At 69.0% G+C, this 25,230-nt stretch carries 23 protein-coding genes; 7 read left to right on the top strand and 16 right to left on the bottom strand.

The window, feature by feature from the left end; all coding sequences use genetic code 11:
* Positions 1 to 22: 22 nt before the first annotated feature.
* From WS51_RS05165 to WS51_RS05155, 3 genes are all read right to left on the bottom strand, one after another.
* Complete coding sequence (locus tag WS51_RS05165) at positions 23 to 901, bottom strand: MipA/OmpV family protein (RefSeq protein WP_069229130.1); 879 nt, start codon at positions 899 to 901, stop codon at positions 23 to 25.
* A gap of 206 nt (positions 902 to 1,107) precedes the next feature.
* Positions 1,108 to 1,419: an ATP-binding protein gene (locus WS51_RS05160; RefSeq protein WP_059507401.1), complete on the bottom strand. Its 312-nt coding sequence runs from the start codon at positions 1,417 to 1,419 to the stop codon at positions 1,108 to 1,110.
* A 301-nt stretch (positions 1,420 to 1,720) separates the two neighbouring features.
* Positions 1,721 to 2,029, bottom strand: a complete 309-nt coding sequence (locus WS51_RS05155) for a hypothetical protein (protein WP_059507400.1) — start codon at positions 2,027 to 2,029, stop codon at positions 1,721 to 1,723.
* 141 nt (positions 2,030 to 2,170) lie between these two features.
* Here WS51_RS05155 and WS51_RS05150 point away from each other — a divergent pair, with 141 nt between their 5' ends.
* The 3 genes from WS51_RS05150 (at position 2,171) to WS51_RS05140 (ending at position 3,757) form a co-directional block, all read left to right on the top strand.
* A complete protein-coding gene (locus WS51_RS05150; RefSeq protein ID WP_059507399.1) occupies positions 2,171 to 2,419 on the top strand; it encodes a hypothetical protein in 249 nt (82 codons plus the stop codon).
* Positions 2,420 to 2,759: 340 nt separating this feature from the next.
* Positions 2,760 to 3,191, top strand: coding sequence for a CBS domain-containing protein (locus WS51_RS05145; RefSeq protein WP_059507398.1), 432 nt, complete (start codon positions 2,760 to 2,762; stop codon positions 3,189 to 3,191).
* Between the two features lie 65 nt (positions 3,192 to 3,256).
* Positions 3,257 to 3,757, top strand: coding sequence for a PRC-barrel domain-containing protein (locus WS51_RS05140; protein ID WP_059450280.1), 501 nt, complete (start codon positions 3,257 to 3,259; stop codon positions 3,755 to 3,757).
* Between the two features lie 46 nt (positions 3,758 to 3,803).
* Here the strand turns inward: WS51_RS05140 and WS51_RS05135 are convergent, their stop codons facing one another.
* Complete coding sequence (locus WS51_RS05135) at positions 3,804 to 4,433, bottom strand: DUF4142 domain-containing protein (protein ID WP_155773586.1); 630 nt, start codon at positions 4,431 to 4,433, stop codon at positions 3,804 to 3,806.
* Between the two features lie 99 nt (positions 4,434 to 4,532).
* A complete protein-coding gene (locus tag WS51_RS05130; RefSeq protein ID WP_069228705.1) occupies positions 4,533 to 6,515 on the bottom strand; it encodes a hybrid sensor histidine kinase/response regulator in 1,983 nt (660 codons plus the stop codon).
* Positions 6,516 to 6,874: 359 nt separating this feature from the next.
* Here WS51_RS05130 and WS51_RS05125 point away from each other — a divergent pair, with 359 nt between their 5' ends.
* The gene (locus tag WS51_RS05125; protein ID WP_059450278.1) at positions 6,875 to 7,912 is read left to right on the top strand and encodes a sigma-54 interaction domain-containing protein; all 1,038 of its coding nucleotides are present in this window, start codon (positions 6,875 to 6,877) and stop codon (positions 7,910 to 7,912) included.
* Positions 7,913 to 7,972: 60 nt separating this feature from the next.
* Here the strand turns inward: WS51_RS05125 and WS51_RS05120 are convergent, their stop codons facing one another.
* Together WS51_RS05120 and WS51_RS05115 are read right to left on the bottom strand one after the other, a co-directional pair.
* Positions 7,973 to 9,772, bottom strand: a complete 1,800-nt coding sequence (locus WS51_RS05120; protein ID WP_059507395.1) for a methyl-accepting chemotaxis protein — start codon at positions 9,770 to 9,772, stop codon at positions 7,973 to 7,975.
* A 249-nt stretch (positions 9,773 to 10,021) separates the two neighbouring features.
* Complete coding sequence (locus WS51_RS05115; RefSeq protein WP_059450276.1) at positions 10,022 to 10,276, bottom strand: DUF3562 domain-containing protein; 255 nt, start codon at positions 10,274 to 10,276, stop codon at positions 10,022 to 10,024.
* A gap of 574 nt (positions 10,277 to 10,850) precedes the next feature.
* On the opposite strand from WS51_RS05115, the gene WS51_RS05110 reads away from it, so the two are divergent.
* Positions 10,851 to 11,264, top strand: a complete 414-nt coding sequence (locus WS51_RS05110; protein ID WP_059507394.1) for a hypothetical protein — start codon at positions 10,851 to 10,853, stop codon at positions 11,262 to 11,264.
* Between the two features lie 489 nt (positions 11,265 to 11,753).
* On the opposite strand, the gene WS51_RS05105 is transcribed toward WS51_RS05110, so the two are convergent.
* The 5 genes from WS51_RS05105 to WS51_RS05085 all read right to left on the bottom strand — a co-directional run bounded on the left by WS51_RS05105 (position 11,754) and on the right by WS51_RS05085 (position 17,278).
* Complete coding sequence (locus WS51_RS05105) at positions 11,754 to 12,689, bottom strand: universal stress protein (protein WP_069228704.1); 936 nt, start codon at positions 12,687 to 12,689, stop codon at positions 11,754 to 11,756.
* A 259-nt stretch (positions 12,690 to 12,948) separates the two neighbouring features.
* Positions 12,949 to 14,331 carry an amino acid permease gene (locus tag WS51_RS05100; RefSeq protein WP_069228703.1) on the bottom strand — a complete coding sequence of 461 codons (1,383 nt, stop codon included), beginning with the start codon at positions 14,329 to 14,331 and terminating at the stop codon, positions 12,949 to 12,951.
* Between the two features lie 439 nt (positions 14,332 to 14,770).
* Positions 14,771 to 15,796, bottom strand: a complete 1,026-nt coding sequence (locus WS51_RS05095; RefSeq protein ID WP_059450272.1) for a DedA family protein/thiosulfate sulfurtransferase GlpE — start codon at positions 15,794 to 15,796, stop codon at positions 14,771 to 14,773.
* A 166-nt stretch (positions 15,797 to 15,962) separates the two neighbouring features.
* Positions 15,963 to 16,469: a cupin domain-containing protein gene (locus tag WS51_RS05090; protein WP_059450271.1), complete on the bottom strand. Its 507-nt coding sequence runs from the start codon at positions 16,467 to 16,469 to the stop codon at positions 15,963 to 15,965.
* 338 nt (positions 16,470 to 16,807) lie between these two features.
* Positions 16,808 to 17,278: a universal stress protein gene (locus tag WS51_RS05085; RefSeq protein ID WP_059450270.1), complete on the bottom strand. Its 471-nt coding sequence runs from the start codon at positions 17,276 to 17,278 to the stop codon at positions 16,808 to 16,810.
* A gap of 320 nt (positions 17,279 to 17,598) precedes the next feature.
* On the opposite strand from WS51_RS05085, the gene WS51_RS05080 reads away from it, so the two are divergent.
* The gene (locus tag WS51_RS05080) at positions 17,599 to 19,710 is read left to right on the top strand and encodes a PAS domain S-box protein (protein ID WP_069228702.1); all 2,112 of its coding nucleotides are present in this window, start codon (positions 17,599 to 17,601) and stop codon (positions 19,708 to 19,710) included.
* Positions 19,707 to 20,354, top strand: coding sequence for a response regulator (locus WS51_RS05075; RefSeq protein WP_059450268.1), 648 nt, complete (start codon positions 19,707 to 19,709; stop codon positions 20,352 to 20,354). The genes WS51_RS05080 and WS51_RS05075 overlap by 4 nt, the downstream gene beginning before the upstream one ends.
* 50 nt (positions 20,355 to 20,404) lie before the next feature.
* Here the strand turns inward: WS51_RS05075 and WS51_RS05070 are convergent, their stop codons facing one another.
* The 4 genes from WS51_RS05070 to WS51_RS05055 all read right to left on the bottom strand — a co-directional run bounded on the left by WS51_RS05070 (position 20,405) and on the right by WS51_RS05055 (position 25,187).
* Positions 20,405 to 20,809: a lysozyme inhibitor LprI family protein gene (locus WS51_RS05070; protein WP_059773696.1), complete on the bottom strand. Its 405-nt coding sequence runs from the start codon at positions 20,807 to 20,809 to the stop codon at positions 20,405 to 20,407.
* 265 nt (positions 20,810 to 21,074) lie between these two features.
* Entirely contained in the window at positions 21,075 to 21,404 is a 330-nt protein-coding gene (locus tag WS51_RS05065; RefSeq protein ID WP_059450266.1) for a DUF4148 domain-containing protein, read from the bottom strand.
* A 273-nt stretch (positions 21,405 to 21,677) separates the two neighbouring features.
* Positions 21,678 to 22,553 (bottom strand): PilZ domain-containing protein, encoded by an 876-nt coding sequence (locus tag WS51_RS05060; protein WP_069228701.1) that lies wholly within the window; start codon positions 22,551 to 22,553, stop codon positions 21,678 to 21,680.
* Between the two features lie 78 nt (positions 22,554 to 22,631).
* Positions 22,632 to 25,187, bottom strand: coding sequence for a penicillin-binding protein 1A (locus WS51_RS05055; RefSeq protein ID WP_167357963.1), 2,556 nt, complete (start codon positions 25,185 to 25,187; stop codon positions 22,632 to 22,634).
* Positions 25,188 to 25,230 lie beyond the last annotated feature (43 nt).

The following is a 25,230-nucleotide window of genomic DNA, read 5'->3' as shown; positions in this document are numbered from 1 at the left end:
GCGCCTGCGCCGCCGGCCCCGATCAGAACTGGTAATTCACCGACATGTCGAACACGCCGTTCGTCGACTGCTGCGTGATCGGGCTGCGCCGTGCGCGGCCGACGAGCTGTTCGATCGCGCCGTCCATCGTCACGAACCAGTTCTTGTTGATGAACCAGACCATCGTCACGCCGGCGCCAAAGGATTTCATGCCCGCGCCCGGCGAGTAGCTCGGCAATCCCGAGCGCGCGGACGCACCCTGGTTCACGCCGAACCAGCTGTTCATGTAGCGCGAATCGGCGAACGACACGGTCGGCCCCGCGAACCAGAAGAAATGCTCGTTGCTGCCCGGCAGCGGCATGTACGCGGAGAAATCGCCGACCCAGCCGTTCGACCCGCCGATGCTGCGCCGAACATCCGCGCGCAGCACGAGCGGAAAGTCCTTCGAGATCACGTAATCGGCCGCGAGCTTCATCACCGGCGCCGCGTTGATGTTGTCGAGCCCGTTCAGATGGTCGAGATCGTCGGCCGAACGGCGCCCGAGGTCGTAGCCTACGGACAGGCTCACGCGCCAGTTGGGGCCGCGCAGCACGTTCGCGCCGAGCCCCTCGCCCGTCGACAGGAAGAACAGGTCGCGATAGCGCACGTCGAGGTTCGGCCCGCCCATCAGGCGGTAGCGATCGGAACCCGCGTAGCGCGGCTGGAGCGTCATCGCCGCGCCGACGCTGACCTGCCACGTCGGCACCGTCGGACTGAAGAGTTTCTGCAGCGGGACACCCGCCGAGTATTGCCATTCGCCGAGCGGCGACGGCGTCTGCGCCGACGCGTCGCGGGCGCCGGCGACTGCCAGCGCGGCGAAGGCCGACAGGCCGGACACGAGCCGGCGAATGCCGGGTGACAACAACGGGCGGGCAACGGTCATCAAGGTGGTCTCCGTCGGCTGCATGAAACGAACCTGAGGGAAAGCGCATCGCGGCCCGAACGGCTGCAACCGCAGGCAGCCGATGGCGCGAACGTAGCGTGCGCTGAATTGTGAACATCCTACGCGACGCGCGCGAAGCCGCAAAGCGCCCGTCGAGCACGGGCACTTTGCCGATTTCCGGTACGAACCGGCGCAGGATTGCGGAATCAGAAACGCTCGACGTGATAGTCGCCGGCGAGCGCGGCCGGACTGCGCCTGGCCATCATGCGCGAGAAGCCGTCGGCGAGACGCCCGAGCGCGAGCTGCTTCTGGCTCGCGTCCCAGTGCGTGTAGGTGTCGTAGGCGGTGTCGTCGAACGACACGGTGACGGCAACCGGCCGCCCGCTCGCGCGAAAGCCGATATGCAGCACGCCGCCCGGCAATTCCTCGATGTGATAGCGCAACGAACGCGACTCGAAATAGCGGCCCAGCACCTGGGCGATCGCGCGCTTGTCGGGCGATTGCACGTGAATGTCCATGATGGTCCTCCTTTCAGTGATCGCGCGGCCGGCCGTGGCTGGCTGCATCCCGCCCGGCATTCGCATCGGCGGCGGCTGCGACGGCGGATCGCCTTGCGGCAGCCCCGGCGGCACGGGCGGATCGAACGGATCGTCGTGCTCGGGCAGCGCCGGGTCGGGATCGACGTCGGGCGTCGGCTCGGGACGGTGCAGCATGGATCGTGTGCTCATGTCACTCCTGCGCGGCGGCTCGCGCGTGTCGATAGGCGCGGCGAGCGTGTGCAAGCAGCGTGCCTGCCCGGTGCGAGGCCCGCACGGAGACTCACGCGTCGTATGCCGCCATGACCAGCCACAGCGTGCGCCCGTCGGCCGCGAGCCGCACCGCGAGCGCGAACGGATCGGACGGCGCGCATCGCGCGACGAGCGCCCGCTGCGCGCTTTCCGGCCCGGCATAGACGGTATGGTTCAGCTCGCGGACTTCGTCCTTGCCGTCGAACACGCGCCGCTCGGGCCGATGGACCCGCGCTTCGCGCTTCCATCTGTCGAACCGTTCGCGCACGTCGCGGAAATCGCCGCCGCACACGTTCGCGTCGTAACGTATGCTCTTCCTGGATTCACCGGGTTCAATCATCACGATGTCCTCTCGTCCATACCGGCGGCAGGCGGCCCGTATGTCCGCCCGCCCGGCCGTCTCGACATCTGCAAGCGTCATGCCGCACACGCCGCGCGGGCATGGCGCTTGCGCGCCTCGTACGCATAAGGAGGTTCGATCATGACCGCATCCGCCCCCGGCAGCCGCAACGCCGTGCCTCCGGCTGCCGGCCAACTCCCTCTGGCCATGTCGCGCAAGCCGTCCGAAGACAAGACGGAGAAACGCATCGACGAAGGGCTCGAGGAGACGTTCCCGGCCAGCGATCCGCCCGCCGTCGGCGGCGCGACCCGCATCGACCCCGCCAAGCCGTCCGGCGAACGCGACCGTCGCGCGCCCGACACCCCACCACCGCCCCGCGATCACGGCTGACGGCGGCACCCCGGCCCGCGACGCGCGGCAGCGCGGCAACGGGCCGGCACAACCGGAGCGATCTGATGAAACGCATCGAACGTGCATGGCACGAAGTCAGCGGCGCCGCGGGCGTCGCGGCGCTCGCCGCGATCGAGAGCGCGGTCGTGCTCGCCATCGTCGTGATGACGGGCGTCGGTCACTGAGCGCCGCTCGCGCCCCTGCCACGGCTGCCGTCGTGGAAGATGTACAAGCCGGCTGGCAAATTTCTCCGTGGCGCGGCCGCGCAGGCCCGGCGCGTGCCGATCGGACGCGGCACGCGTTCTGCTCCCGCATCGTCTCGCTCACGAAGGAGGCGTTCATGTATCGCGTCAACGAAATCATGTCGCGCGACGTGGTGTGCGTCGCGCCCACCGACACGATTCGCCATGCGGCCGAATTGATGCAGCGCTTCGACATCGGCGTGCTGCCGGTGTGCGACGCCACCGGGCTCGTCGCGATCGTGACGGACCGCGACCTCGCGGTACGCGCGCTGGCGCACGGGCATCCGCCCGAGACCCCGGTGAAGGCGGTCGCATCGGCGCCGGTGCAGTGGTGCATCGAGGACGACGGCGTCGGCGACGTGCAGCAGCGGATGGCCGACATACAGTTGCACCGGATGCCGGTGCTCGACGCGAACCACAAGATCGTCGGCATGGTGTCGCTCGGCGACATCGCGACGCGCGCGGGCGGCCCGGCACGCGACGAACTCGCGAATACGCTCGAGGACGTGTCCCTGCCGCGCCGCCGCTGAGCGACCGCCCAACCCCGGGCTGCGCGCGCCGCAGGCGCCGCGCCGCTTCGACCAGGAGAACAGCGATGACAACGGACAGACCGTCGCGCACGCAAGCGCGCATCGTCGGCAAGCGCGGCCGTTCGGCCGGCGGGCCGGGGCCCGACGTGATGGCCGCCGGCACGCTGGAAAACGATCGTGTGCTGACGATGGACGGCGACGACATCGGCAAGGTCACGAACATCATGCTCGATGTCCGCTCCGGCCGGATCGCGTACGCGGTCGTGTCGTCGGGCGGATTTGCGGGGATCGGCGACAAGCTGCTCGCGGTGCCGTGGAACGTGCTGACGCTCGACGTCGAGCGCCGCTGTTTCGTACTGCCCGTTCCGACCGACCAGGTGCGCGACGCGCCGGGCTTCGAGAAGGACCGCTGGCCGACGATGGCCGATCCCGCATGGGCCGAGGCACTGCACGCGCACTATGGCGCGTCGCCGTACTGGCTGGTCGAGGAAGGCGAGACGGCGCTCGACTCGCCGCCGTACGAGGCGTCGCCGGGCGGCCCGGACAGCGACACGCGACGCCACTGAACGACGCGACCGACGCGACGGACACGCGCGGCCGCCGCGCAGCGGATCAATGCGCGGCCGCGATCGAACGCTCCAGTGCGCGCGCCGCGCTCAGGTGCACCTTCAGCGTTGACAGCGCATCGGCCGCGAACGCGCGAAGCTGCGGGTCGCCACCGTTGCGTGCTTCCGCTTCGTAGAGCCTGAGCGCCGCCTCCTGCGCATTCGATCCAGCCAGCGCGACGTAACCCTTGTCGAACGCTTCGCCGTTCATGGTTCGCAGCGCCGTCAACGCCGGATCGACCTGCATGCGCGTCTGCACGGGCAGGCCCTTTTGCGCGCCGAGCCGGCGCAATTCCGCGGCCATGCGGGCATGATCGTCGACCATCCGTCGCGCGTAGGCCTTCACCTCCGGATTCGACGACCGATCGAGCGCGAGCTGGCTCGCCTGCAGTTCCGTCTTGCCAACGATGCCCGCCTTGTCGACGAATTCCGCGTCTGTGCCTTGCGGCCGGCGCGTGATGCCCGCCTCGTCGGCCGTCTCGCCGGGACGGACGACGCCGGGCGCGACACGCACGGACGATGCAGGCGGCGCCTGCGCATGCGCCGCCATCAATGCCGACGCGCAGAATGCCACAAGCACGCCAGACACCAGCGAGCCCGCAGTGCCGGCAAACGAGATCGGTACGATCGGCGGCATGCGTCCGGCGCGCATCGGCTTGCCGCCGATGGCGTCGCATTGCGTATCGTTCGATCGCTTCATCGCGCCTCCTGGTTGCTTGGCGCAGGCCGCCGCGCGTCAGCGCTGCCGTCCGCCGCCCGCCACGTCGACGATCACGCTGGCCAGCGTCGGCATGTCGACCGGCTTGCACAGATACGCATCGAAACCGGCCGCCATCACGCGGTTGCGGTCCGCCGTGCCCGCGTGTGCGGTCACGGCGACGACGGGCAGGCGCCCGCCGCCGTCGGGCAAATGGCGGATATGGTCGAGCAACCAGTAGCCGTCGCCGTCCGGCATCGCGAGATCGGACAGCACGACGCTCGGCGGCTGCCGCGCGACCACGTCGAGCGCGTCGCGCCCCGATCGAGCCGTCGACACCTGCGCGCCCAGCGTTTCGAGTGCCGCCGCGAGGCTGGCGCGCGACGTCGCATCGTCGTCGACCACCAGCACGCGCTGGCCGTCGAGCGCCACCGCCGTCGACGCGCCGCTCGGCCGTAACGGCTGGCCGGTCACATCGTCGGCACTCCAGTCCACCGGCAGCATGACGGTCACGGTCGTGCCGCGCCCGGCACCGTCGCTCGCGGCCGCCACCTCGCCGCCGTGCAGCCGCACGATGTTGCGCACGATCGACAAACCGAGCCCGAGGCCGCGTTTCGGCGATGCGGATGCGCCCTCCGACCGGTTGAACGTGTCGAACAGATGCGGCAGGCGATCCGCGGAAATGCCCTGCCCCGTGTCGGCGACGGACAGCCGCACGCGCGCGCCGGCCCGCGTCAGCGATACCTTGATGCGGCCGCCCGCCGGTGTGAACTTGATCGCGTTCGACAGCAGGTTCGACAGCACCTGGCGAATGCGCTCGCCATCCGCGTTGATCACGCAGTTGGACATCGCACACGCGGTGGACAGTTCGAGCCCGTTCGCCTCGGCGGTTGCGGCGAGCGCGCGCACGGCCTCGTGCACGATGTGCACGAGATCGACGGGTGTACGTTCGAGCCGCATCCGGCCCGTCGCGAGTGACGACGCGTCGAGCAGGTCGCCGACCATGCGCGACAGCGACCGCGCGCTGCGATCGATCGCGTCGATCGCCTGATGCGCGAAACCCTGGCCGTCGACGCTGCGCAGCACCTCGACCCAGCCGTAGATCACGTTCAGCGGCGTGCGCAATTCATGCGACACGGTCGCGAGCAGTTCGTCCTTCAGCCGGTTCGATTCGTCGGCCTGCACGCGTGCGTCGCGCGCGCCGCGCAGCGAGCGCAGGTCGCGCCGCTCGTCGCGACGGCGGTCCTGCGCCTCGCGCAGCGTCATCGACAGGCCGGTGCAGTTGCCTTGCGCGTCGATGATCGGCGCTGCCTCGACGGTCGCGCGAAACCGCGCCCCGTCGCCGCGCACGCACAGAACGTCGAGCGGGCCGGTCGGCGCACGCGCGTTGGCGAACGATGCGGGAACCGGATGCAGCCGCAGCCAGCGAGGCGCGATCAGCGTCGTGACGTCGCGCCCGACCGCCGCCGCGACGTCGATGCCGAAGAGGCGCCGCGCCGCCGGGTTCCAGCTCGTGATCCGCCGCACGGCATCGACACCGACGATCGCGTCCGGCGATGCATCGACCACGCGGCGCAGCAGGACGTCGTCGAGTGCGCGCGGCGCGGGCGCCGGTTCGCGGCCCGGCATGCGCGCGTCGTCTGCTTCGGCATTGTCTGCTTCGGCCTCGTCGGCTCCGCGCAGCCGGTCGTTCGCAATCAGCGGTTTCACGGCCAGCACGAGCATGCATTCGACAAAGCCGATCGCGACGAAGACGCCGGCACGCATGAGCAGCACGGGCAGCGGCACATCGCGCCACCACCACGCGCCGATCACGGCCACACTCGCGGCGGTCGCGGCCAGACCGCCGCCGAACGAAGTCAGCCAGGCCGCAGCCGCGACACCGGCGTACAAAGGCAGCGGTGCAAACGGTTCACGCATGCCGACGACGTGAATCGCCCACACCTGTAGCGCGGACGCCAGCCCGACGGCCAGCACGACCCATGCGCCCTGCCGAAACAGCTCACGGGTAAAGGTTCTCATCGTGTCCCTGCATCGCCCTGCGACCGTCGCTCGACGGCATGCGGTCGAGCGGACCGGGGCGAGCCTACGCGCTCAGCAACGCGCGTGCCCGCGACTGTGCGCCCGGTGCGTGCGCGGCCCGGACTGCGTCACCCGTGCCGCCGTGCGCTGCCGCGTCGCCCGACCGTTCGCAGCATTTGCTGCGAATCGATGACAGGTACCTTTCGATTTTTCATTCATCGGCTGTAAAAAAGCACCGGCCGGCATGTCGGCTGCCGTCCGTCGGCGGATGTGCCGCGCCGATCGCCAATTTCTTCGGACATTGCCGCGGGCATTGGAAATTTCTAAATCGCGGCACCTTCCGTGCGCTTTCGCTGTCGATGATAGATATTGCAAAGAAGGGAATGCGCGGTGCCGATTTTCAAAACGGCCCGCCGACGCCTATGGCCGAATCCGCAAACCGTCCGAAGCAACGCGCCGACGCGCGCCGGCTTTCCGGCCGCTCCGCGGCGATGCGCACGTTGCTCTGCCGTATCGAGAAAATCGCTCCGACCCGCGCGAGCGTGATGATTGCCGGCGAAAGCGGGGTCGGCAAGGATATCGTCGCGCGCCGGCTTCACGACCTGAGCGCGCGACGCGACGGGCCGTTCGTGCCGGTCAACTGCGGCGCGATTCCGGCGGACATCGCCGAAGCGCAATTGTTCGGTCACGAGAAAGGCAGCTTCACCGGCGCGATCGCGCAACGCGAAGGATTCTTCGAAGCCGCGTGCGGCGGCACGCTGCTGTTCGACGAGATTGCGGAAATGCCAGCCCCGCTGCAGGTGAAGCTGCTGCGCGCGCTCGAATCGAACACGATCGTGCGCGTCGGCGGCACCGAGTCGATTCCGCTCGACGTGCGCATCGTGTCGGCGACCCGCCACAACCCCGCCGAAGCCGTGCGCGACGGCCGGCTGCGCGAGGATCTGTTCTACCGCCTTGCCGCGTTCGCGCTGTACGTGCCGCCGCTGCGCCAGCGCAGCGGCGACGTCGAGGCGATCGCGCACGAGTTCGTCGATGCACTCAACGCGCGGCACCGCTCGCACAAGCGGCTGACCGATGCGGCGATCGCCGCGCTGCGCGCATATTCGTGGCCCGGCAACGTCCGCGAGCTGCGCAACACGATCGAGCGCGCGTACATCCTTGCGGACGACGGCATCGACATCGCACTGCCGAAGCCGACAATGCTGCCCGACCACACGTCGGACGACGCGATGGCGCTGCCGCTCGGCGCAACGCTGCACCACGCGCAGCAGCGCTTCATCGCGGCGACGCTGCAGCACTTCGACGGCAACAAGCCGCAAGCGGCGAAAGCGCTCGGCATCAGCCTGAAAACGCTCTACAACCGGCTGGCGCTGATGCGCGACGACGCGCGCGACTGAGCGGCGCCGCGCGCGCGGCGTGCGGCGCGTGCCGATTCGGCCCGCGTCACCCGATGCCGGTCACGCGACCTTGAACTGCCCGACCGTCGCCGCAAGCGCGTTCGCCTGCGTCTGCAGCGCGGTGGCGGCCGCGGTCGACTGTTCGACGAGCGCCGCGTTCTGCTGGACCATCTCGTCGAGCTGCGTGACCGCGCGGTTCACTTCCTGGATGCCGCGCGTCTGCTCGTTCGCCGCGTGCGTGATCTCGGAGATGATCGTCGTCACGTTCGCGACGTTCGACACGATTTCGCGCATCGTGTCGCCGGCCTGGCGCACCTGCCCCGACCCGGCCGACACGCTCGCCACCGTCGACTCGACCAGCACCTTCACCTCGCGCGCGGCCTGCGCGCTGCGTTGCGCGAGACTGCGCACTTCCTGCGCAACGACCGCGAAACCGCGCCCTTGCTCGCCGGCACGCGCGGCTTCCACGGCCGCATTCAGCGCGAGGATGTTGGTCTGGAACGCGATCCCGTCGATCACGCCGATGATGTCGCCGATCCGGCCCGACGCTTCCTCGATCTTCCCCATCGTCGACACGACGTCCGAGACGACCACGCCGCCGTGCGACGCGATCCGCGATGCCGCGGCCGCGCGTTCGTCGGCCTGGCTCGCCGCGGCGGCCGACTGACCGACCGTCGCGGTGATCTCCTCCATCGATGCGGCCGTCTCCTCGAGGCTCGCGGCCGCCGATTCGGTCCGCGACGAAAGATCCTGGTTGCCCGCGGCGATCTCGTTCGCGGCGGTGCGCACCGATTCGCTCGCGTCGCGGATCTGCCGCATCACGTCGTTCAGCTTGTCGACGAAGCTGTTGAACGAGCGCGCGATGTCGGCCACCTCGTCGCTGCCTTCGGCCGGCAGGCGCTGCGTCAGGTCGCCGGTGCCCGAGCCGATCGACGCCATCGCCTGGCGCACCTGCGACAGACGGCGAAACGCGGTTGCGGTGATCGCGCCGACGATCAGCGACGCGACGCCCACGATCACCACGAGCGTGATGAGCGACGCGGTCAGCAGCGAGCGCATCCCGGCCGTCGCTTCCGACTTGTCGAGCAGGACCAGCGCGTACCAGTCGGTGCCCGGCACGGCCTGCGCACGCACCAGCTTCGCGTCGCCGCCCACGTGCACCTCGACCGGCGCGCTGGCCGCGGCCAGCGACGCGGCGCTCATGCCGCCAAGGTCGGGCGACACGTCGGCGACCGGCTTCAGCGTGAGCTTCGCGTCCGGATGCGCGACGACGTGGCCGTTGCTGTCGATCAACATCCCGAAGCTCGCGGGCGTCGGATGGATCGACTTCACGTTCGCGATCACGCTGTCCATCGCGACGTCGGCCGCGACGACGCCCTTCAGCGCGCCGTCGCGCAGGATCGGCACCGCGAACGTGACGACCAGGTTGCCGGTGCCGGCATCGACGTACGGCGGCGTGACGACCGGCTTGCCGGCCTGCGCGGCCTGCTTGTACCACGGGCGGCCGGTCGGGTCGTAATCGGGCGGAATGCCGGTCGGGTCGGAGAAGCGGAACGCCTTGTCCGCGTAGCCCGCGTAGACGTTCGTGAAACCACCGGCCGCGGCCATCTGCTTGAACACCGGCAGCGGATCCGGCGACAGCGCGGCATCCTGCAGCGACGCGATCATCCGGCTGCGGGTCGCGACCCAGTCGCCGATGCCGACCACATGGCCGCTGGCGACGGATTTCAGGTTGCGGTCGATCGCATCGTCGTTGTACGAGCGCGCGATGAAGTAATTGATCAGCGTGGTGGCGACGAGCGCGAATACGACGATGGCGACGCACGCGGCAAGAATGCGGGTGCGAATGGACGAGAACATGGCAACGACTCGGTAAGGGAGCGCGAACGCCCGGTGGACGAATTCACCGGGTAAACGGCATTCGCGCCACTTACTTGAGGCCGTTGTGTCGATTCGATGAAACGTATGACGAAAGTTCCCGTCGGCATGAAGGTGCGTGACGGCATGCTTGCGCGCAGCGATTGCCTGCGCGGCATGCACGCGCGTCGGCATCGGGCTGCAATCGGCCGCGGTCAGCGCGTCGGTGGCGCTTGCCGCAGCGGGCCGCCCTCACAAACGGCGGCTGGTACCTGTGTCCGGCTCCCGGCGCGGCGTGCTGGCGTGCGTGTCGCGCTCGAGTTCGTCCTGTCGGCGCATCCGTTCGCGCAGATGGCGGATCGCGAACACGTGGATGTAATCGTGCACGCGGGCATCGGACGACAACGCACGCACTTCGTCGTCGAGCATCGCGCGCAACTGGTCGTCGCCGATCGAGCGCTGTTCGGCGACGGCCTTCAAGGCCTCAAGCATATTGTCCTGTGACATCGACGGGCTCCTGGCGGTCGAGGAACGAAAGGAAATGATGACGCTACCGGAAGATTAGAGACTGGACAGCCGCCCGGCGTACGATGCGCCGAAGCGTGTTTGCGCGCGCTCAACAGCACGTTGCGTGCCGCCGCGCCGATCCGTCGCCGGAGCGGCTCGCGCGCAGGATCCGCGGTGCGCATGGCCCGCGGACGACTGGAAGATTACTCGCGCCACCCCGAGGCGCGGCACCGTCGATCGCGCGGACGATAAACCCTCGCACGATGCCGATGCAGTGAGGAAACTTAGACCGGCCGAAATCGCGCGTCAAGCGATGCGCGCCGCACGCGATTCGTCTGTTCGAATGCACCGGATCGGGGCGCCGCGCGTCGCGCGCCGCTGCAACCTGTCGTCGAACCTGCGTGTCAGCGGATTCCGATACGTCGCCCGCGATGTCTGACAGCGAGTTCAGCACGCGCCGATTGGCAGCGCGGGCTGCGCGGCGGATACTGACGTCATGAACGATGCGTTCATACCCGGTCATCGCTCAGCCGGCCGTCGAGCCGGCACGCGGGGTCGGGCGCAGGAGACCATCATGGCCCATCGCAACTTCCCGGCGCGAGACGGACAGCAGCGCACGCGCATGCTGTCCGCGCCTGCCGCGCCGGTCGCATTCAGCCCGCCCGACGACGATCTCGACGCGCTGCTCACGCTCGCGCGCGAATCCGGTTTGCTCATCACGCTCGATGGGCAGATCGGCCGCGAAAAATACCAGAGCGTCGCGGGGTCCGTGCTCGCGCTGCAGCGCTTCGCCGCCGCGCTGCGCGCGCGGGCCGGTGCCGGCGCACCCGTCGCAGTGAGGCCGCGCCGCAAGACGCGCCCCGGCTGGCCGCGGCTGCGCAATCGCATGCCGGGCGGACGAGGACGGCCGCATGGCGTGCGTCGGCGCGCACGCGTGTGCCACGCCGGCCGCCGACGGCACGATCTGCGAGTGCCGCGCGCGGCATAGGCGCGTGCACGCCGCCGACGCGGCACGGGCCAGCGCGACGGTTGCGGAAGCTGTCACGCCAATCGGCCGCGACCGCAGCGCGCCTGCACGTCGCATGCCGCCACACGCCGTTGTGCACGGCGACTTCGACCAGAACAATACCTGCGAGGAAAGTAGTCTGCACGGGGCCAGGAAGCGGACGGGGTGAGGTCACCCCGTCCGTCATTCCAAGGCAGCCGCAGGCTGCCTACCCTCGCGCCAGAGAGTTCGTGATGGGCCAATGCGCCACGCATCGCGTGGGACGGCTCCGGAATTCGGTTGAAGCGCGAGCGGCGTCGGGTATGCGCCCGTTCGCGCGGTGCCGGCCTGACGTGTCCAATCGCCGTGTCGCGCACGGACGATGGACAACCCGCCACGACGGACGTTCTGTCACTATCTCATGCAAGGCGCACGGCGTTTCTGACGCAAATCAACGAAAGTTCGATTCGCGACCATCGCGTCGAGAGACTTTCACTCCGCGCCGCGCACGAGCAGCACCGGCACCTGCGCCAAATGCGCGACCCGGCGCGCGACGCTGCCGATCAGCCAGGCGGCGATGCCACGCCGGCCATGCGTGCCGACCACCAGCAACTCCGCGTGCCAGTGCACCGCGTCGCGCATCAACGCATGGGCGACGTCGTCGCTGGTCGGCCGCGTTTCGATGATGCCGCGCTTGGTCGGGTTTCCCGTCGCATGGAACAGCGGGCCGATCCGCGCCAGCGCATCCTCGCCTTCCGCGCGATACGCGTCCTCGAGCGCGCGCACCGGCACGATATCCGTCAGACGAACCGCGCGATCGACGACATACGCCGCGTAGAGCAGCGTCGTCGGCGCCGCGAAGCCGAGCCCGACGCGCACCGCATGCAGCGACGGCTCGCTGCCGTCCACGGCGAACATCAGGCGCTGCAGCGGCCCGTCCGACGGCCGCGCATAATCGGCGGGCACGATCAGCAGCGCGCAGCGTGCGCGGGCGGCGAGCGTGTCGGACACCGCACCCTCGACGAGCCGCAGCAGTCCATGGTGCGGATTGGCGCCGACCACGAGCACGTCGGCGCGCGATGCCGACGTGTCGTTCGCGAGTGCATCGGCCACCGTGCCGCCGGTAACCGACGTATCGATGATCACCTGCTCGATCTCCGCGCCGCTGCCGGCGAACAGTGCCGCGATGCGCTCGAGCGTCGCCCGCGCTTCGCGAGTCATCTCGTCGCGCGCCGAGCTCAGCAGCGCATCGACGCGCGGAATGTCGGGCAGCACGAGGCGCGGATTGTCGATTGCGCAGACGATACGCACATGGATGCCGGGACGCAGCAGCATGCGCGTGTAGCGCGCGGCGGCCAGCGACTCCGGCGTCAGGTCGACGGCCAGCGAAATACGGGCAAGCGGCGGGATGGTCGGGCTGGATGGCATGGCGAAGGTCTCCTGGCGGACGCGTCGTCGCGGACGACGACCGGAGCTTCGCGCGGACAGCGGCACGCGCCGGATGGAGAGCCGACGCGGTCGCGAGGATCGGCGATCGGCGAACGGCCACGCGAAGCGCGGACAAGCGATTCAGACAGCATATGTCGCCCGCGCCGCACGTGCATGATCGCGATCAATGCACGTGCGGTTCGCAGCGCGCCGCGCGCACGCGTGCGACCCGCGGCAGGCCGAGCGTTGCCCGGCGGGCTTACGACTTCGTCGATGCGGGCGCACCCGCGCGATTCGCATGGAACACCGCGTATGCGATACCGAGCAGCACGATCCACGCCGGGCCGATCACGAGCGCGACGCGCGTGTCCGGCGTGAACGCCATCAGCACGACGACCAGCGAGAGAAACCCGAGCGCGACGAAGGAGCCGAGCGGATAGAACGGCACGCGGATCGGCAGGCGCGCGATCCTGTCGGCCGACAGCGTGCGGCGAAAGCGCATCTGCGCGATCAGGATCACGCACCACGTCCAGATCGCGCCGAACGTCGACACCGACGTCAGCCACGTGAACACCTGCTGCGGCGCCAGGTAGTTGAGCAACACGCCGATCAACAGCAGCGCGACCGACACGGCGACGCCGTACACCGGCACGCCGTTGCGATTCACGCGACCGAGGCGGGCCGGCGCCTGGCCCTGCTGCGCGAGGTTGTAGAGCATCCGCGCGGTGCTGAACAGCCCGCTGTTGCACGACGACAGCGCCGCGGTCAGCACGACGAAGTTGATGATGCCGGCGGCGGCCGGGATCCCGAGCCGCGAGAAGGTCATCACGAACGGGCTGCCCTGCGTGCCGATCTGGTCCCACGGATAGAGCGACATGATCACGAACAGCGCACCGATGTAGAAGATCAGCACGCGCCAGAATACCGAGTTCACCGCCTTCGTCAGCGACTTCTCCGGATTGCGCGCCTCGCCGGCCGTGAGGCCGAGCATTTCGACGCCGAGATACGCGAACATCACGATCGGCAACGCGCCGATGACGCCGTCGATGCCGTTCGGCATGAAACCGCCATGCGCCCACAGGTTCGAGATGCCCGTCGCGACGCCGCCGTTACCGATGCCGAACGCGATCATGAGGCCGCCGCCCACGATCATCAGCACGATCGTGACGATCTTGATCAGCGCGAACCAGAACTCGAACTCGCCGTACAGCTTGACGGCGATGAAGTTCACCGCGCCCATCGCCGTGAGCGCCGCGAGCGCCCAGATCCAGTTCGGCACGCCCGGGAACCACATGTGCATGTAGACGCCGACCGCCGTGATCTCCGCCATGCAGGTGACGATCCACACGAACCAGTAGGTCCAGCCGGTCAGGTAGCCCGCGAGCGGGCCGAGATAGTCGCGCGCATAGCGGCTGAACGCGCCGGCGACCGGATTGGTGATCGCCATTTCGCCGAGCGCGCGCATGATCAGGAAAATCGCGATGCCGCCCAGCAGGTACGTCAGCAGGATGGCCGGGCCGGCCGTGCGGATCGCGGTGGCCGAGCCGAGGAACAGGCCGACGCCGATCGTCGCGCCGAGCGCCATCAGGTTGATGTGCCGCTCTTCCAGCCCGCGGTGCAGTTGGTCTTCCGGTTGTGTCAAGTCCGTCTCCTGGCAGCCGCGAACGGGCCGCCGTCATTGTCGATGTCAATGCGCGGCCGTTCATGCCGATACCGGCAAACCGAAAACGAAAAATCCCCGCCGCCGTTTCTGGATTAAAAACGTTGCGGATACTGCGTCACTCCGATTGGAATTGCCGTCGATTATCGGCATTTTCCGGAACAATCCGGAAAACGGATCGGTCTTTCACGGAATACGCCCGTGCGGCCCGTGCGACGCGGCTGTGCGCGTAGCAGGCAGCAACGGGATCAATCGCCTTCGGCGCGAACGAACGCGCGTCGAACGTGCGCAATCACGCGCACGCAATATGCAGGCGAGATTATAGGAATAATCAGACGATTCGTGTCAGCCGATTTTCTCGGCGGCGGGAAGCGTGAAATCGGACGTGAAATGCGGATGTGCGCGGAATCCCGCGCACGATTTATTTCGACAACGTCGCGCGCACCGTATATTCGCCGGCGAGCGCCGCATGTTCGGGCCGCACGAAATACCGCGATGAATCGAGATCGGCCGGCAGCGGCTCGACCGGATAGCCGTGCTTCTCCCACGCGTCGAGGCCGCCCTTCAGCGCCTTGATGTTGTGGAGCATCTTCTTGCGCTGCATCTTCGCGATCAGGCGCTTCGCGGTTGCCTCGTTCGGGCATACGCAATACACGACGATCGGCCGCTTCAGCAGCTCCGGATCGAGCAGATCCGGCGAATCGAGATCGACCGGCACCGCGCCGGCGATCCGGTACGGCTCGCGTTCGCGAATCGCGCGCGGCCGCGCGTCGAAGATCAGCGGCGGCTCGTTGGACGTCATCATCTCGACGAGTTGCGGCGGGGAGATGCGCACCTGCGCGAGGTAGCGGCGGAACTGCACGCGGCGCACCCAGCGATAAAGCAGGAACGTGATGAAGATCGCGAGGAACGCATCGAGGATCGTGCCACCGCTCGCGCGCACCCACAGCACGAACTGGACGATCTGGTCATGCACGGCCGCCCCGCCGACGAGCCAGAACGCCGCCCATAGCGACGCGCCGGCCAGATCCCAGAACAGGAACACGCCGATGCCGATCGCCGTCGTGCCGAGCAGCGGCGCCGACACGAGGCCGAGGCCCGGCAGGAATTTGGAGAGGACGAGCAGCGGCGCGCCGTATCTTTCGAATACATTGCGCGCGAAGCGCAGCGTCGTGTCGAGCGACAGCGAGAATCGCACGAGGCCGTTCAGCAAGCGCCGGCCGCGCGTGCGGCCCATGAAGAACCACAGCGAATCGGCAAGCATCGTCGCACCGATCGCCGCCGCGAACATGCTCGCCCAGGACGCCTGCCCCATCGCCGCCATCGTGCCGCCGAGAATCAGCATCGGCACGGCCGGCACCGGCACGCCGAGCTGCGTGATCAGTACGCTCGCGAACACGGCCCAAGGACCGAGCGACGAGGGAATCGCGATGGGAAAGTGCCACACGGCGGCGCTCCTGGAAGACAGGCTGACCGTGCGACGGGGGCGGCCGTCGATACGGCTGGCAGCGATCGCCGCGGTACGTCCGCGACCAATCCTGCACCACCGTGCATTCTAAACGGGTTTGGCCGGGATCGCGCGGACGGGCTGCCGTTGACGGCGGCCGCCATGCTCACGCATCGGAGCGCTGCGCGAGCCGCGCGACGTGCTCCGCGTACTCGGGAAACGTGGCGGCCAGTGCCGTCGCGTCCGCGAGTTCGAATTCCGCGAATTCGAACCCCGGCGCGACCGTGCAGCCGACCAGCGCGACATGCTCCGGCGACGCGCAGCGCGCGCCGAACCAGCGCCCCGCCGGCACGACCGCCTGGAATACGGTGCCGGGATGCGTGAGCGGGTTGCCGAGCCGATGGATCGTCAGGCCGTCGTGTTCGTCGAGCACCCACACTTCGAGCGGATCGCCCGCGTAGAAATGCCAGACTTCATCGGAACGGATCCGGTGCCACGACGAATACGCGCCGTCGCACAACAGGTAGTAGATCGCGGTCGACGCCGCGCGCGGCGCGCCGTCGGCCGGGCGCACGACCGTATCGGCCGCGCGGTATGTTTCCCGGAAATAACCGCCCTCGGGGTGCGGTTGCAGATCGAACTGGCGAATCAGGTCGGCGGCGGAGATGGGCATGGCGAATGACGTCGGTGAAGGAGTGGACCGGGCACGCGCTACACGGGGGCCGCCCGGAAATCCCGTCGGCCGGGCTCGCGTGCCGCTGCGTCGATCGCCGCGGCCATGCACGCGGCGACGGGATCGCGCGCGCCACGCGGCGCGCGGCGATCAAGCGAACACCGGCCGATGCTGCCAGAAGTGCGGGCCGCGATGCAACCGGCGCCGCGCAATCATGCCGCGGGACGCGGCGGTGCTACGCATCGCCGCGTCGCGCGATGCGCCGCACCCGCCATCACACCGACATCCGCACCACAGCCGCCTGCCCGCCGCTCATGGCTCGGCGCCGCACCGCCCCTTCACGCGGTTGCAGCCGCAGCCGGCTCGTCGTGGCGCACCAGCAGCACGGGCCGGTCGGCCGCGCGCAGCAGCGATTCCGCGACGCTGCCCAGCAACAGCCGGCGCAGGCCATGCCGCCCGCTCGTGCCCATCACGATCAGATCGGCGCCGGCCTCGGCCGCCGTGCGCATCAGCACCGCGGCGATGTCCTCGCCGTACGCGTCGAGCGCGCGCACGGTGCCCGGCACGTGCCGCTGCGCGAGCGCCGCCTTCGCGTCGTCGAGCACGGGCGTCGCCGCATCCGCCGCCGCCGCGTCGCCGTCGTGTTCGGCCGCGAAGCCCGCATCGACGTCGACGAGCTGCGGCCGGTGCTCGACGACATACGCGCACGTGATCTCGCCGCCGGATGCCTCCGCGATCCGGATCGCCTCGTTCAACGCGAGACGCGCACTCGGGCTGCCATCGAGCCCGACGAAAATCCGCTTGTACATGGTCCGCCCTCCGACCGGGCGCTCGCCGCGCATCGCGCGAACGACGCCCTCGTCACCGCAAGCCGGCCCGATGCCGGCTCGCCTGCCGAACAGTCTGCCCCCACGTGACGACACGCCGGTTGACGCGTGTCAATCGCGGCCGGGACGCCAGTTGCACCGCCCGGCATCTCATTTTTAGCTGACCCTATTACAAAAAACGTGCAAAACGCGCACAATTTAATCTTGAAAATAGACGCCGCACGCGGCCGGTGCGATTTTTCCCCGGTTATGCCGCGCCGCCCGAGTGCCACGGGCGGCCCCGACACCAGAATGGCCATCGAATGACCGCCAGTGGAACCCCGCCGCGTGACGCCCGTGGGCCCACGCGTTTCCAGACCATGTTACGCCAGCCGCTCGCGGCTGGCGTCGTTACGCTGTTCGCCGGCGCCGTGCTGTCGCTCGGCGTCGCGCTGCTCGTTCGCGAGCAGTGGCAAGGCGCCGTCCATACGCGCTTCGAGCGGCGCACGACGCACGTGACGGCGATGCTGCGCCACGAGCTGCAAGCCGGCGTCGCCGTGCTCGAAAGCACGCGCGGCGCGTTCGCGCTCGCGCCGCAGATGACGCCCGAGCAATGGCGCCGGTATGCCGACACGCTCGAGCTCGACAACGGGCGTTCGCCGATCCGGCAATTCGGCTATGCGCCGCTGTCGCCCGCGGCGCGCAGCGCCCTCGCCGGCCACGCGCCGATGCCGGCCGGCCCGCTCGCGGTGGCGACGCTCGGCGCGCCGGCGTCGAGCTCGGCCGGCGTGCGCTTCGGCGCGACGGACCAGGCGCCCATGGCGCACGCGCTGCGCACGGGCGATGTCGCCCTCGGTGTCCATTCGGCCGACGACGATACGTCCCGAGATGCGCGTACCCTCACGCTGTTCCTGCCCGCGACGGCTTCACCGCGCACCACCGCCGCGCCGGCCGGCGCCCGCGAGACGGGCGCCGACGGCGTGCTGTTCGCACAGGTGAGCCCGAATCGCTTGATCGAGCGCGCACTCGACGCGGAACGCGGGCTCGACCTGCGGATGAGCGCCGGCGACGATCCCCGGCCGATCGCGAGTGCCGAGACGACGACCGACGAAGCCTCCGCGTCGCCCGACCTGATGCGGCGCACCGACCAGCTGAATTTCGGCGGGACCGTGCTGACGCTCGCCTATTCCGCGGACGGCCGCCCGAGCGCGACGGGCGCGCAGCGCGCGGCGGGCACGGTGCTCGCCGCGGGGCTGATCGCGTCGTTCGCATTCGCGGCGCTCGTCCATGCGTTGCTGCGCGGCCGCGCCGGCGCCGCCGATACGGGCGCCAGCAGCCGCGGCATCCTGAACGAGGCGCGGATGATGGGCATCATCCGCTCGTCGATGGAAGCGATCATCACGATCGACGAGAAACAGACGGTCGTGATCTTCAACCCGATGGCCGAACAGGTATTCGGCGTGTCGGCGATGGAGGCGATCGGCGCGCCGCTGTCGCGCTTCATCCCCGAACGGTTTCGTGCCGCGCACGCGAAGCACGTCGACCAGTTCGGCGTGACGGGCGTGTCGGAGCGGCAGATGGGCCGCCAGCGCGTGCTGTTCGGGCTGCGCGGCAATGGCGAGGAATTCCCGATCGAAGCGTCGATCTCGCAGATCCGCGACGCGTCGGGCAAGCTCTACACGGTCATGTTGCGCGACATCACCGAGCGGCAACGGGCAGAGAATGCGCTGAAGCAGTCGCGCGAGGAGCTGCGCGAACTGTCGGCGAACCTGCAGAACGTGCGCGAAGAGGAAAAGACCCGCATCGCGCGCGAACTGCACGACGACCTCGGCCAGCAACTCACCGCGCTGAAGATGGACCTGTCCGTCATCGAGCAGCAACTGCGTGCGCCGAACCGCGCGCAACCCCACGACGACGTGCTGTCGCAACTCCAGGGCATGCGCCGGCTGATCGACGCGACCGTCGCGTCGGTGCGGCGCATCGCAGCCGACCTGCGCCCCGTGATGCTCGACGATCTCGGCCTCGTGCCCGCGATCGAATGGCTGGCGAACGATTTCACGAACCGCTACGGCATCGACGTCGAACGCCAGATCGAAACCGGCGGCCTCACGTTCACCAGTACCGGGGCGACCACGCTGTTCCGGATCGTCCAGGAAGCGCTGACGAACGTCGCGCGCCATGCGGATGCGACGCGCGTCGCATTGCGGCTCGATATCGAGGAAGGCTTCTGCGTGCTGCGCGTCGCGGACAACGGCCGCGGCGCGGCACCGGGCGGCACCGCCCACGAGGACAAGTCGTTCGGCCTGATCGGCATTCGCGAACGCGCACACATGCTGGGCGGCAGCGTGACGATCGATACCGCGCTCGCGCGCGGCTTCTCGATCACCGTCGCGTTCCCGCTCGGCACCGTTCAACAGGAAACCACCCTCACATGATCAAGGTGCTCATCGCCGACGACCATACGCTCGTGCGCGACGGTCTGCGGCACATTCTCCAGAACACCACCGCATTCGAAGTGGCCGGCGAAGCGTGCGACGGGCCGTCGACGATCGCGCTGATTCGCTCGACGCCAGCCCAGGTGCTGGTGCTCGACCTGTCGATGCCGGGCCGCAACGGCGTCGAGCTGATCAAGCAGATCAAGGACGAGAAGCCCGCGCTACGCGTGCTCGTGCTGACCATGCATGCGGAACAGCAGTACGCGGTGCGCGCGTTCCGCGCCGGCGCGTCGGGCTATCTGACCAAGGAAAGCGCGAGCGCCGAACTGGTCGGCGCGGTGACCAAGGTGGCGTCGGGCGGCGTCTACGTGAGCCTCGCGATGGCCGAGCAATTCGCGCAAAGCCTGAACGAACCGGCCGAGACGCTGCCGCACCAGCGGCTGTCCGATCGCGAGTTCGACGTGTTCCGCCGGATCGCCGCCGGACAGACCCTGACCGAGATCGCGCAGGCGCTGTGCGTGAGCGCGAAGACGGTCAGCACCTACAAGACCCGGATCCTGGAAAAGATGCAGATGCCGCACGAAGCGGCGCTGGTCCGCTACGCGATGCGGCACAAGCTGCTCGACGAGACGGACGACGTCTAGGCGCACCGTGGCGGCCGCGCGACGCGCGGGCCGGCTGAAGGTCGCGCAGCCTACTTGCCCGGCACCGGGCAGGCCAGGTCGCCTTCCTCGCACGACAGATAACCCTTCAGCGTCTCGTTGCGCGTCTTGGTCAGATCGTCGAGGCAGGTCGATACGACCATCGGATACACGCTGCCGCCTTCGGCGTTCGCGCTGGAGAAGTTGCATTCGGCGTCGCGGTACGCGATCCACGCGCGTTGCGCGTTCACGAGTTTTTCCGCGAGCGGCTTCGCGTCGCGCAGCCGTGCGGTGACGGCCTGGTAAGTGCGGTTCAGGTCCGCGTCGGATTTCTTGTACGCGCGATCGGCGCACGCCGTCAGCGCTGCCTGATCCGTCGCGTCCGCACAATTCGCCTGTGCATGGGCAACGTTCGCCGCCAGCGCGAGCGCGCACAGCAGACCGGTCGAGACACGCATGGATGCTCCTGTTTGTTTTCGTTGAAGTCGTGGAACGTGATGCCGGGCTTGCCGCCGCGCCTCGGCGCGCGACCTCGCCGGCCGACGGTCGCGACTTCGGTCGCGGCCGCCGCAGCGTGGCAATGCCGACCGCGATGCTAGCGCACGCGCGATCGATTGTCAGCCCGCGCCCGCGTGCCGCGCACGCAAAAAAGCCCGCACTCGAGTGCGGGCCTTTCGATACGGCGTTGCGGGCGGCCTGGCGGCCGCGCGGCGAATGGCTTGCTTAGTGGCCGAAGTACACCGACGAACGATCGGCTGCGGCCGGCACGGTCACGCGCTGGCCCGACTGCGACGTCGCGACCGGGTTCGAGCCATAGCCCGTTACGTCGGCCTGCGCACCGGTGTTCTGTGCGGCGGCGATCTTCGCCTGTGCGGCCTGGATGTTTTCCGGATAGTTCATCCAGTCGTTCGGGTTGTAGCCGGCCTTTTCGAGCTGAACCAACTCGGCACGCACTTGCGCGCGCGTCAGCGGCTGCTGGTTCGATTGGGCGAACGACACGACCGGGGCGGCCACCAGAGCGGCCAGTGCAACTGCCTTGATCAGCGATTTCATGATGCGTTACCTCCAGATTGTTTTGTCAGGCGCTTCCGACTCGGTAGTCGTTGCGCATGAGTGAAAGTCTAGGAGGCCGCGCTATCAGGGTAAATACTTAAATCGCAAATTCACTGTTGACGGAATCCGTACAATCGCGATGCATGCGGCCGAATCATCGGAGGATTATGGCCACGCTTGAAACCAATGGGCGGCAGCATGCTTCGTCCGACGTGGATCGGCCGAGCCGGAGGCCGCTGCGCCGCGGCTGCCACGTGTGCCCGGTTCACCGCATCAGCGGACCAGGTCCGTATCGGCGGCGCCGACCGACAGGTCGAACAACAACGCCTTGAGGCGGGTCCGGTCGTCGGCGGCAGTCTCGTCGAACGCCGCATGGTGGAGCACCCAGCCCGGGAGCGCCGGATCGGCATGCACCGCGCGCACCGTGCCGTCGAGTGCGAGCAACGCGACACGATCGTCATCCATGTACGGCAACTGCACGCGCAACGGCTCGCCGGCCGCCGCGAGCGCCCGGTCGACCGCGATCGACAGTCCGTTCAGGCTGAGATCGCGCACGATCCCGATACCGTCCGCCTGCACTGTCCCGCCCGTGCAGCGGGCCGCGATCCGCACCTGGACGCGCGGCTCCGCGCGCGTGCGCAGCCGGTCGACGAAGCCCGGCGGCGACAGCACCAGGAACGGCGCCGCACCCGCCGCGTGCACCGCATCGACCGTCGCACCGAAACGCGACACCGCCGACCGGCCGATCGCGACCGCCTCGACGTCGTCGCCACGGGCAAAATCGAGCGCGACCGCCGGCTGCGGTTCGACGAACAGCGCCCCCGATGCGCCGATCCCGATCAACCGGCAGCGCTGCAGCACGCGGGTCGCGCCGACCCGCCGCCGGATGCCGATCGCCGCGCCGGCCGACAGCCCCATGCGCGCGGCCGCCGGCACGGTGTCGGGCGCAGGCGCGGCGGGCTCGGCGTCATCGCGCCGGCGAACGGGCCGGAAGTGATCGAACAGGAAAGCATGCTGCGCGGGATCGTGCAGCGTCGTGCCGGCGGGCAGCAGCGCGGCGCCGCCCGCGTCGAAGAGATCGAAGCCGAGCGGAGTGCCGGTTGAGAGGTCGTCGCGCGCGAGCGCGACGTGATCGGTGATGAGCCGCATCGGAAAGGCGCGGAGCAACCGCGCGGGCTGTCGTGACAACGTTATTACGGCAGCATCGCGCGAAATCTGAACGTCTCGTTACTCCGAACCGCTGGTCGCGCCGGGTGAAACGGGAGCCGTGGCCGGAGCCGTCGGCGGTGCCGGTACGGACGAAGGCACGGCCGGCGCGGAGGCGAGGCCCGCGCCGGAAGCGTTGCCCGCGTTGCCGCCCGCCGCCGGCGGCTGCGTGGCCTGCGATTGCGACGCGCCCGCCGACAGCGCGGCGGCCGATGCCGCCACCTCCGACGCCGGAATCCACTCCTCGACGATCCCGCCGGATGCCGCGTCGGGCGCCGACGCAGCCGATGCACCCGATGCCGCAGCGGCGTCCGCCTCCGGCTGCCGCTCGATACGCTGCGTCCTGACGGGCGCCGGCGCCTGCTTCGGCTCGGGCCCGAACCATCCGTCGAACAAGTCCGTCACGCGCTCGCGCACCGACGCGAACCAGCCGGGCGACGGTTCGGTATCGAATTTCAGCTTCGTGTCGACGATTCGGGCGCGTTGCGCGCGCTGGAAAAAGTCGCCGACGATCGGCAGCGCGCTGTGCGCGCCTTGCCCCCAATAGTCGCTGCGCAGCGTCACGCGGCCGTCGTCGAAACCGACCCATGCGCCGGCCACCAGCCCGGGCTGCATCAGGATGAACCAGCCGTCCGCGTTGTCCTGCGTGGTCCCGGTCTTGCCGGCCACGTCGCCGCGAATGCCGAAGCGCGCGCGGATGCTGCTGCCGGTGCCGCGTGTCACCACGTCGCGCATCACGCCGAGCAGCGTCTTGTCCGTCTCGGCATCGAGCGCGCGCTCGGGCGGCGCCGGCGCGTACTCGGCGAGCACATCGCCCTGGCGGTTCTCGATGCGCGTCACCATCTGCGGCTCGACGTACAGGCCGCCGTTCGCGATCGTCGCGTACGACGCAACCATCTCCTTCAGCGTCACCGGGCTCGTGCCGAGCGCGAGCGACGGCACGCGCTCGAGCGGGCTTTCGCGCACGCCCATGTCGCGCGCGAGCCGCGCCACCGCCGCCGGCCCGACCTTCTCCATCACCTGCGCGGTGATCCGGTTGCGCGACAGCGCGACCGCGTCGCGCAGCGTCATCGGCTTGCCCGACGGCGGCACGTCGTCGTTCGGCCGCCAGATCTCGCCGCCCTTCAGCGGAATCTCGACCGCCTGGTCGATGAAGGTATCGTCCGGCTTCATCCCGTTCGCGAACGCGACGCCGTAGACGAACGGCTTGAAGGTCGAACCCGGCTGACGCCGCGCCTGCGCGACGTGATCGAACGGCTCGCTCGTGAAGTCGCGGCTGCCGACCCACGCGCGGATCTGCCCGTCGCGCGGGTCGATCGCGACGAAGCCGGCCTGCACGTCGGTCTTCGCCTTGCACAGCGCGCGCATGAAACCGCGGTCGGCGGCGAGCTGCTTCATCGCGGCGGCATCGTTCTTGCCGGCATCCTGCGCGGCCTTGTACTCGGGCGACTCGCGCATGAACGTGCGGAACACCTCGTTGTCGGTGCCGCAGCCGTCGCGGCCGCTCCATGCGTTGTTCGCGATGCCCTGCAGCTGGTTCGCCTGCAGCGTCAATGCCGCCGTCGCCATCTGCTGCAGCCGCGAATCGATCGTGGTGCGCACGATCAGCCCGTCCGAATAGATGTTGTAGTCGTTGCGGTCGGCCCAGCCGATCAGCCATTTGCGCAGTTGCTGCGCGAAGTGCGGCGCGGGTCCCGGCGGCTCCTTCTGGCGCTCGAAATCGATGCGCAGCGGCCGGCGCTGCAACTGCGCGAACTGCGCCGGCGACAGCTTGCCGTACTTCACCATCTGGCCGAGGACGGTATTGCGCCGCTGCAGCGCGCGCTCGGGGTTCAGCACCGGGTTGTAGTAGCTGTTGCCCTTCAGCATCCCGACGAGCGTCGCGCTGTCCAGCACGTCGAGCTCGTCGGCGGACTTGTCGAAATAGGTGCGCGCGGCCATCTCGACGCCGTACGCGTTGTACAGGAACGGCACCGTGTTCAGGTAGGTCTCGAGGATCTGGTCCTTGCTGTAGACGGCCTCGATCTTCAGCGCGGTGATCGCCTCCTTCACCTTGCGCGTGAGCGTCGGCGCGCGGCCGATCTCGTCCGGATACAGATTGCGCGCGAGCTGCTGCGTGATCGTCGAGCCGCCCTGGCGGCTGCCCGAGAACGTATGGAGCGCGGCCGACGCCGTGCGCTTCCAGTCGAGGCCGTGATGCTCGTAGAAGCGATGGTCCTCGGTCGCGATCAGCGCGTCGACCATGTGCGGCGAGATCTGCTTGAGCGACACCCATTCGCGGTTCGACGGCTTGAATTCGGCGAGCAGCTTGCCGTCGGCCGACAGCACCTGCGCGGGCTGGTCGACGCGCGCCTTGCGGATGTCGCCGATGCCCGGCGTGAACGGGATCAGCACCAGCACGTACAGCACGAACAGCGCCGGCACGGCGGCGGCCGCGCGCAGCACGCCGCGGCGTGTCGGATGACGGAGGTGGTGCCAGGCGCTGGCCCGGACACGCTTGACGAACACGGCGGCAGCGGCCGCGACGGGTTGGGCACGCGCGACCCATTTGGCACAGAGGTCACGCACTGACGACACGTTTCGGCGATTCACGCGGGTGGGGGATCTGCTGGAAAGGCTG

The sequence above is a fragment of the Burkholderia territorii genome, from assembly GCF_001718335.1.
Lineage (GTDB): Bacteria > Pseudomonadota > Gammaproteobacteria > Burkholderiales > Burkholderiaceae > Burkholderia > Burkholderia territorii.
Note: the sequence above shows the minus strand (reverse complement) of the source record. Positions and strands in the feature narration are given on the sequence as shown.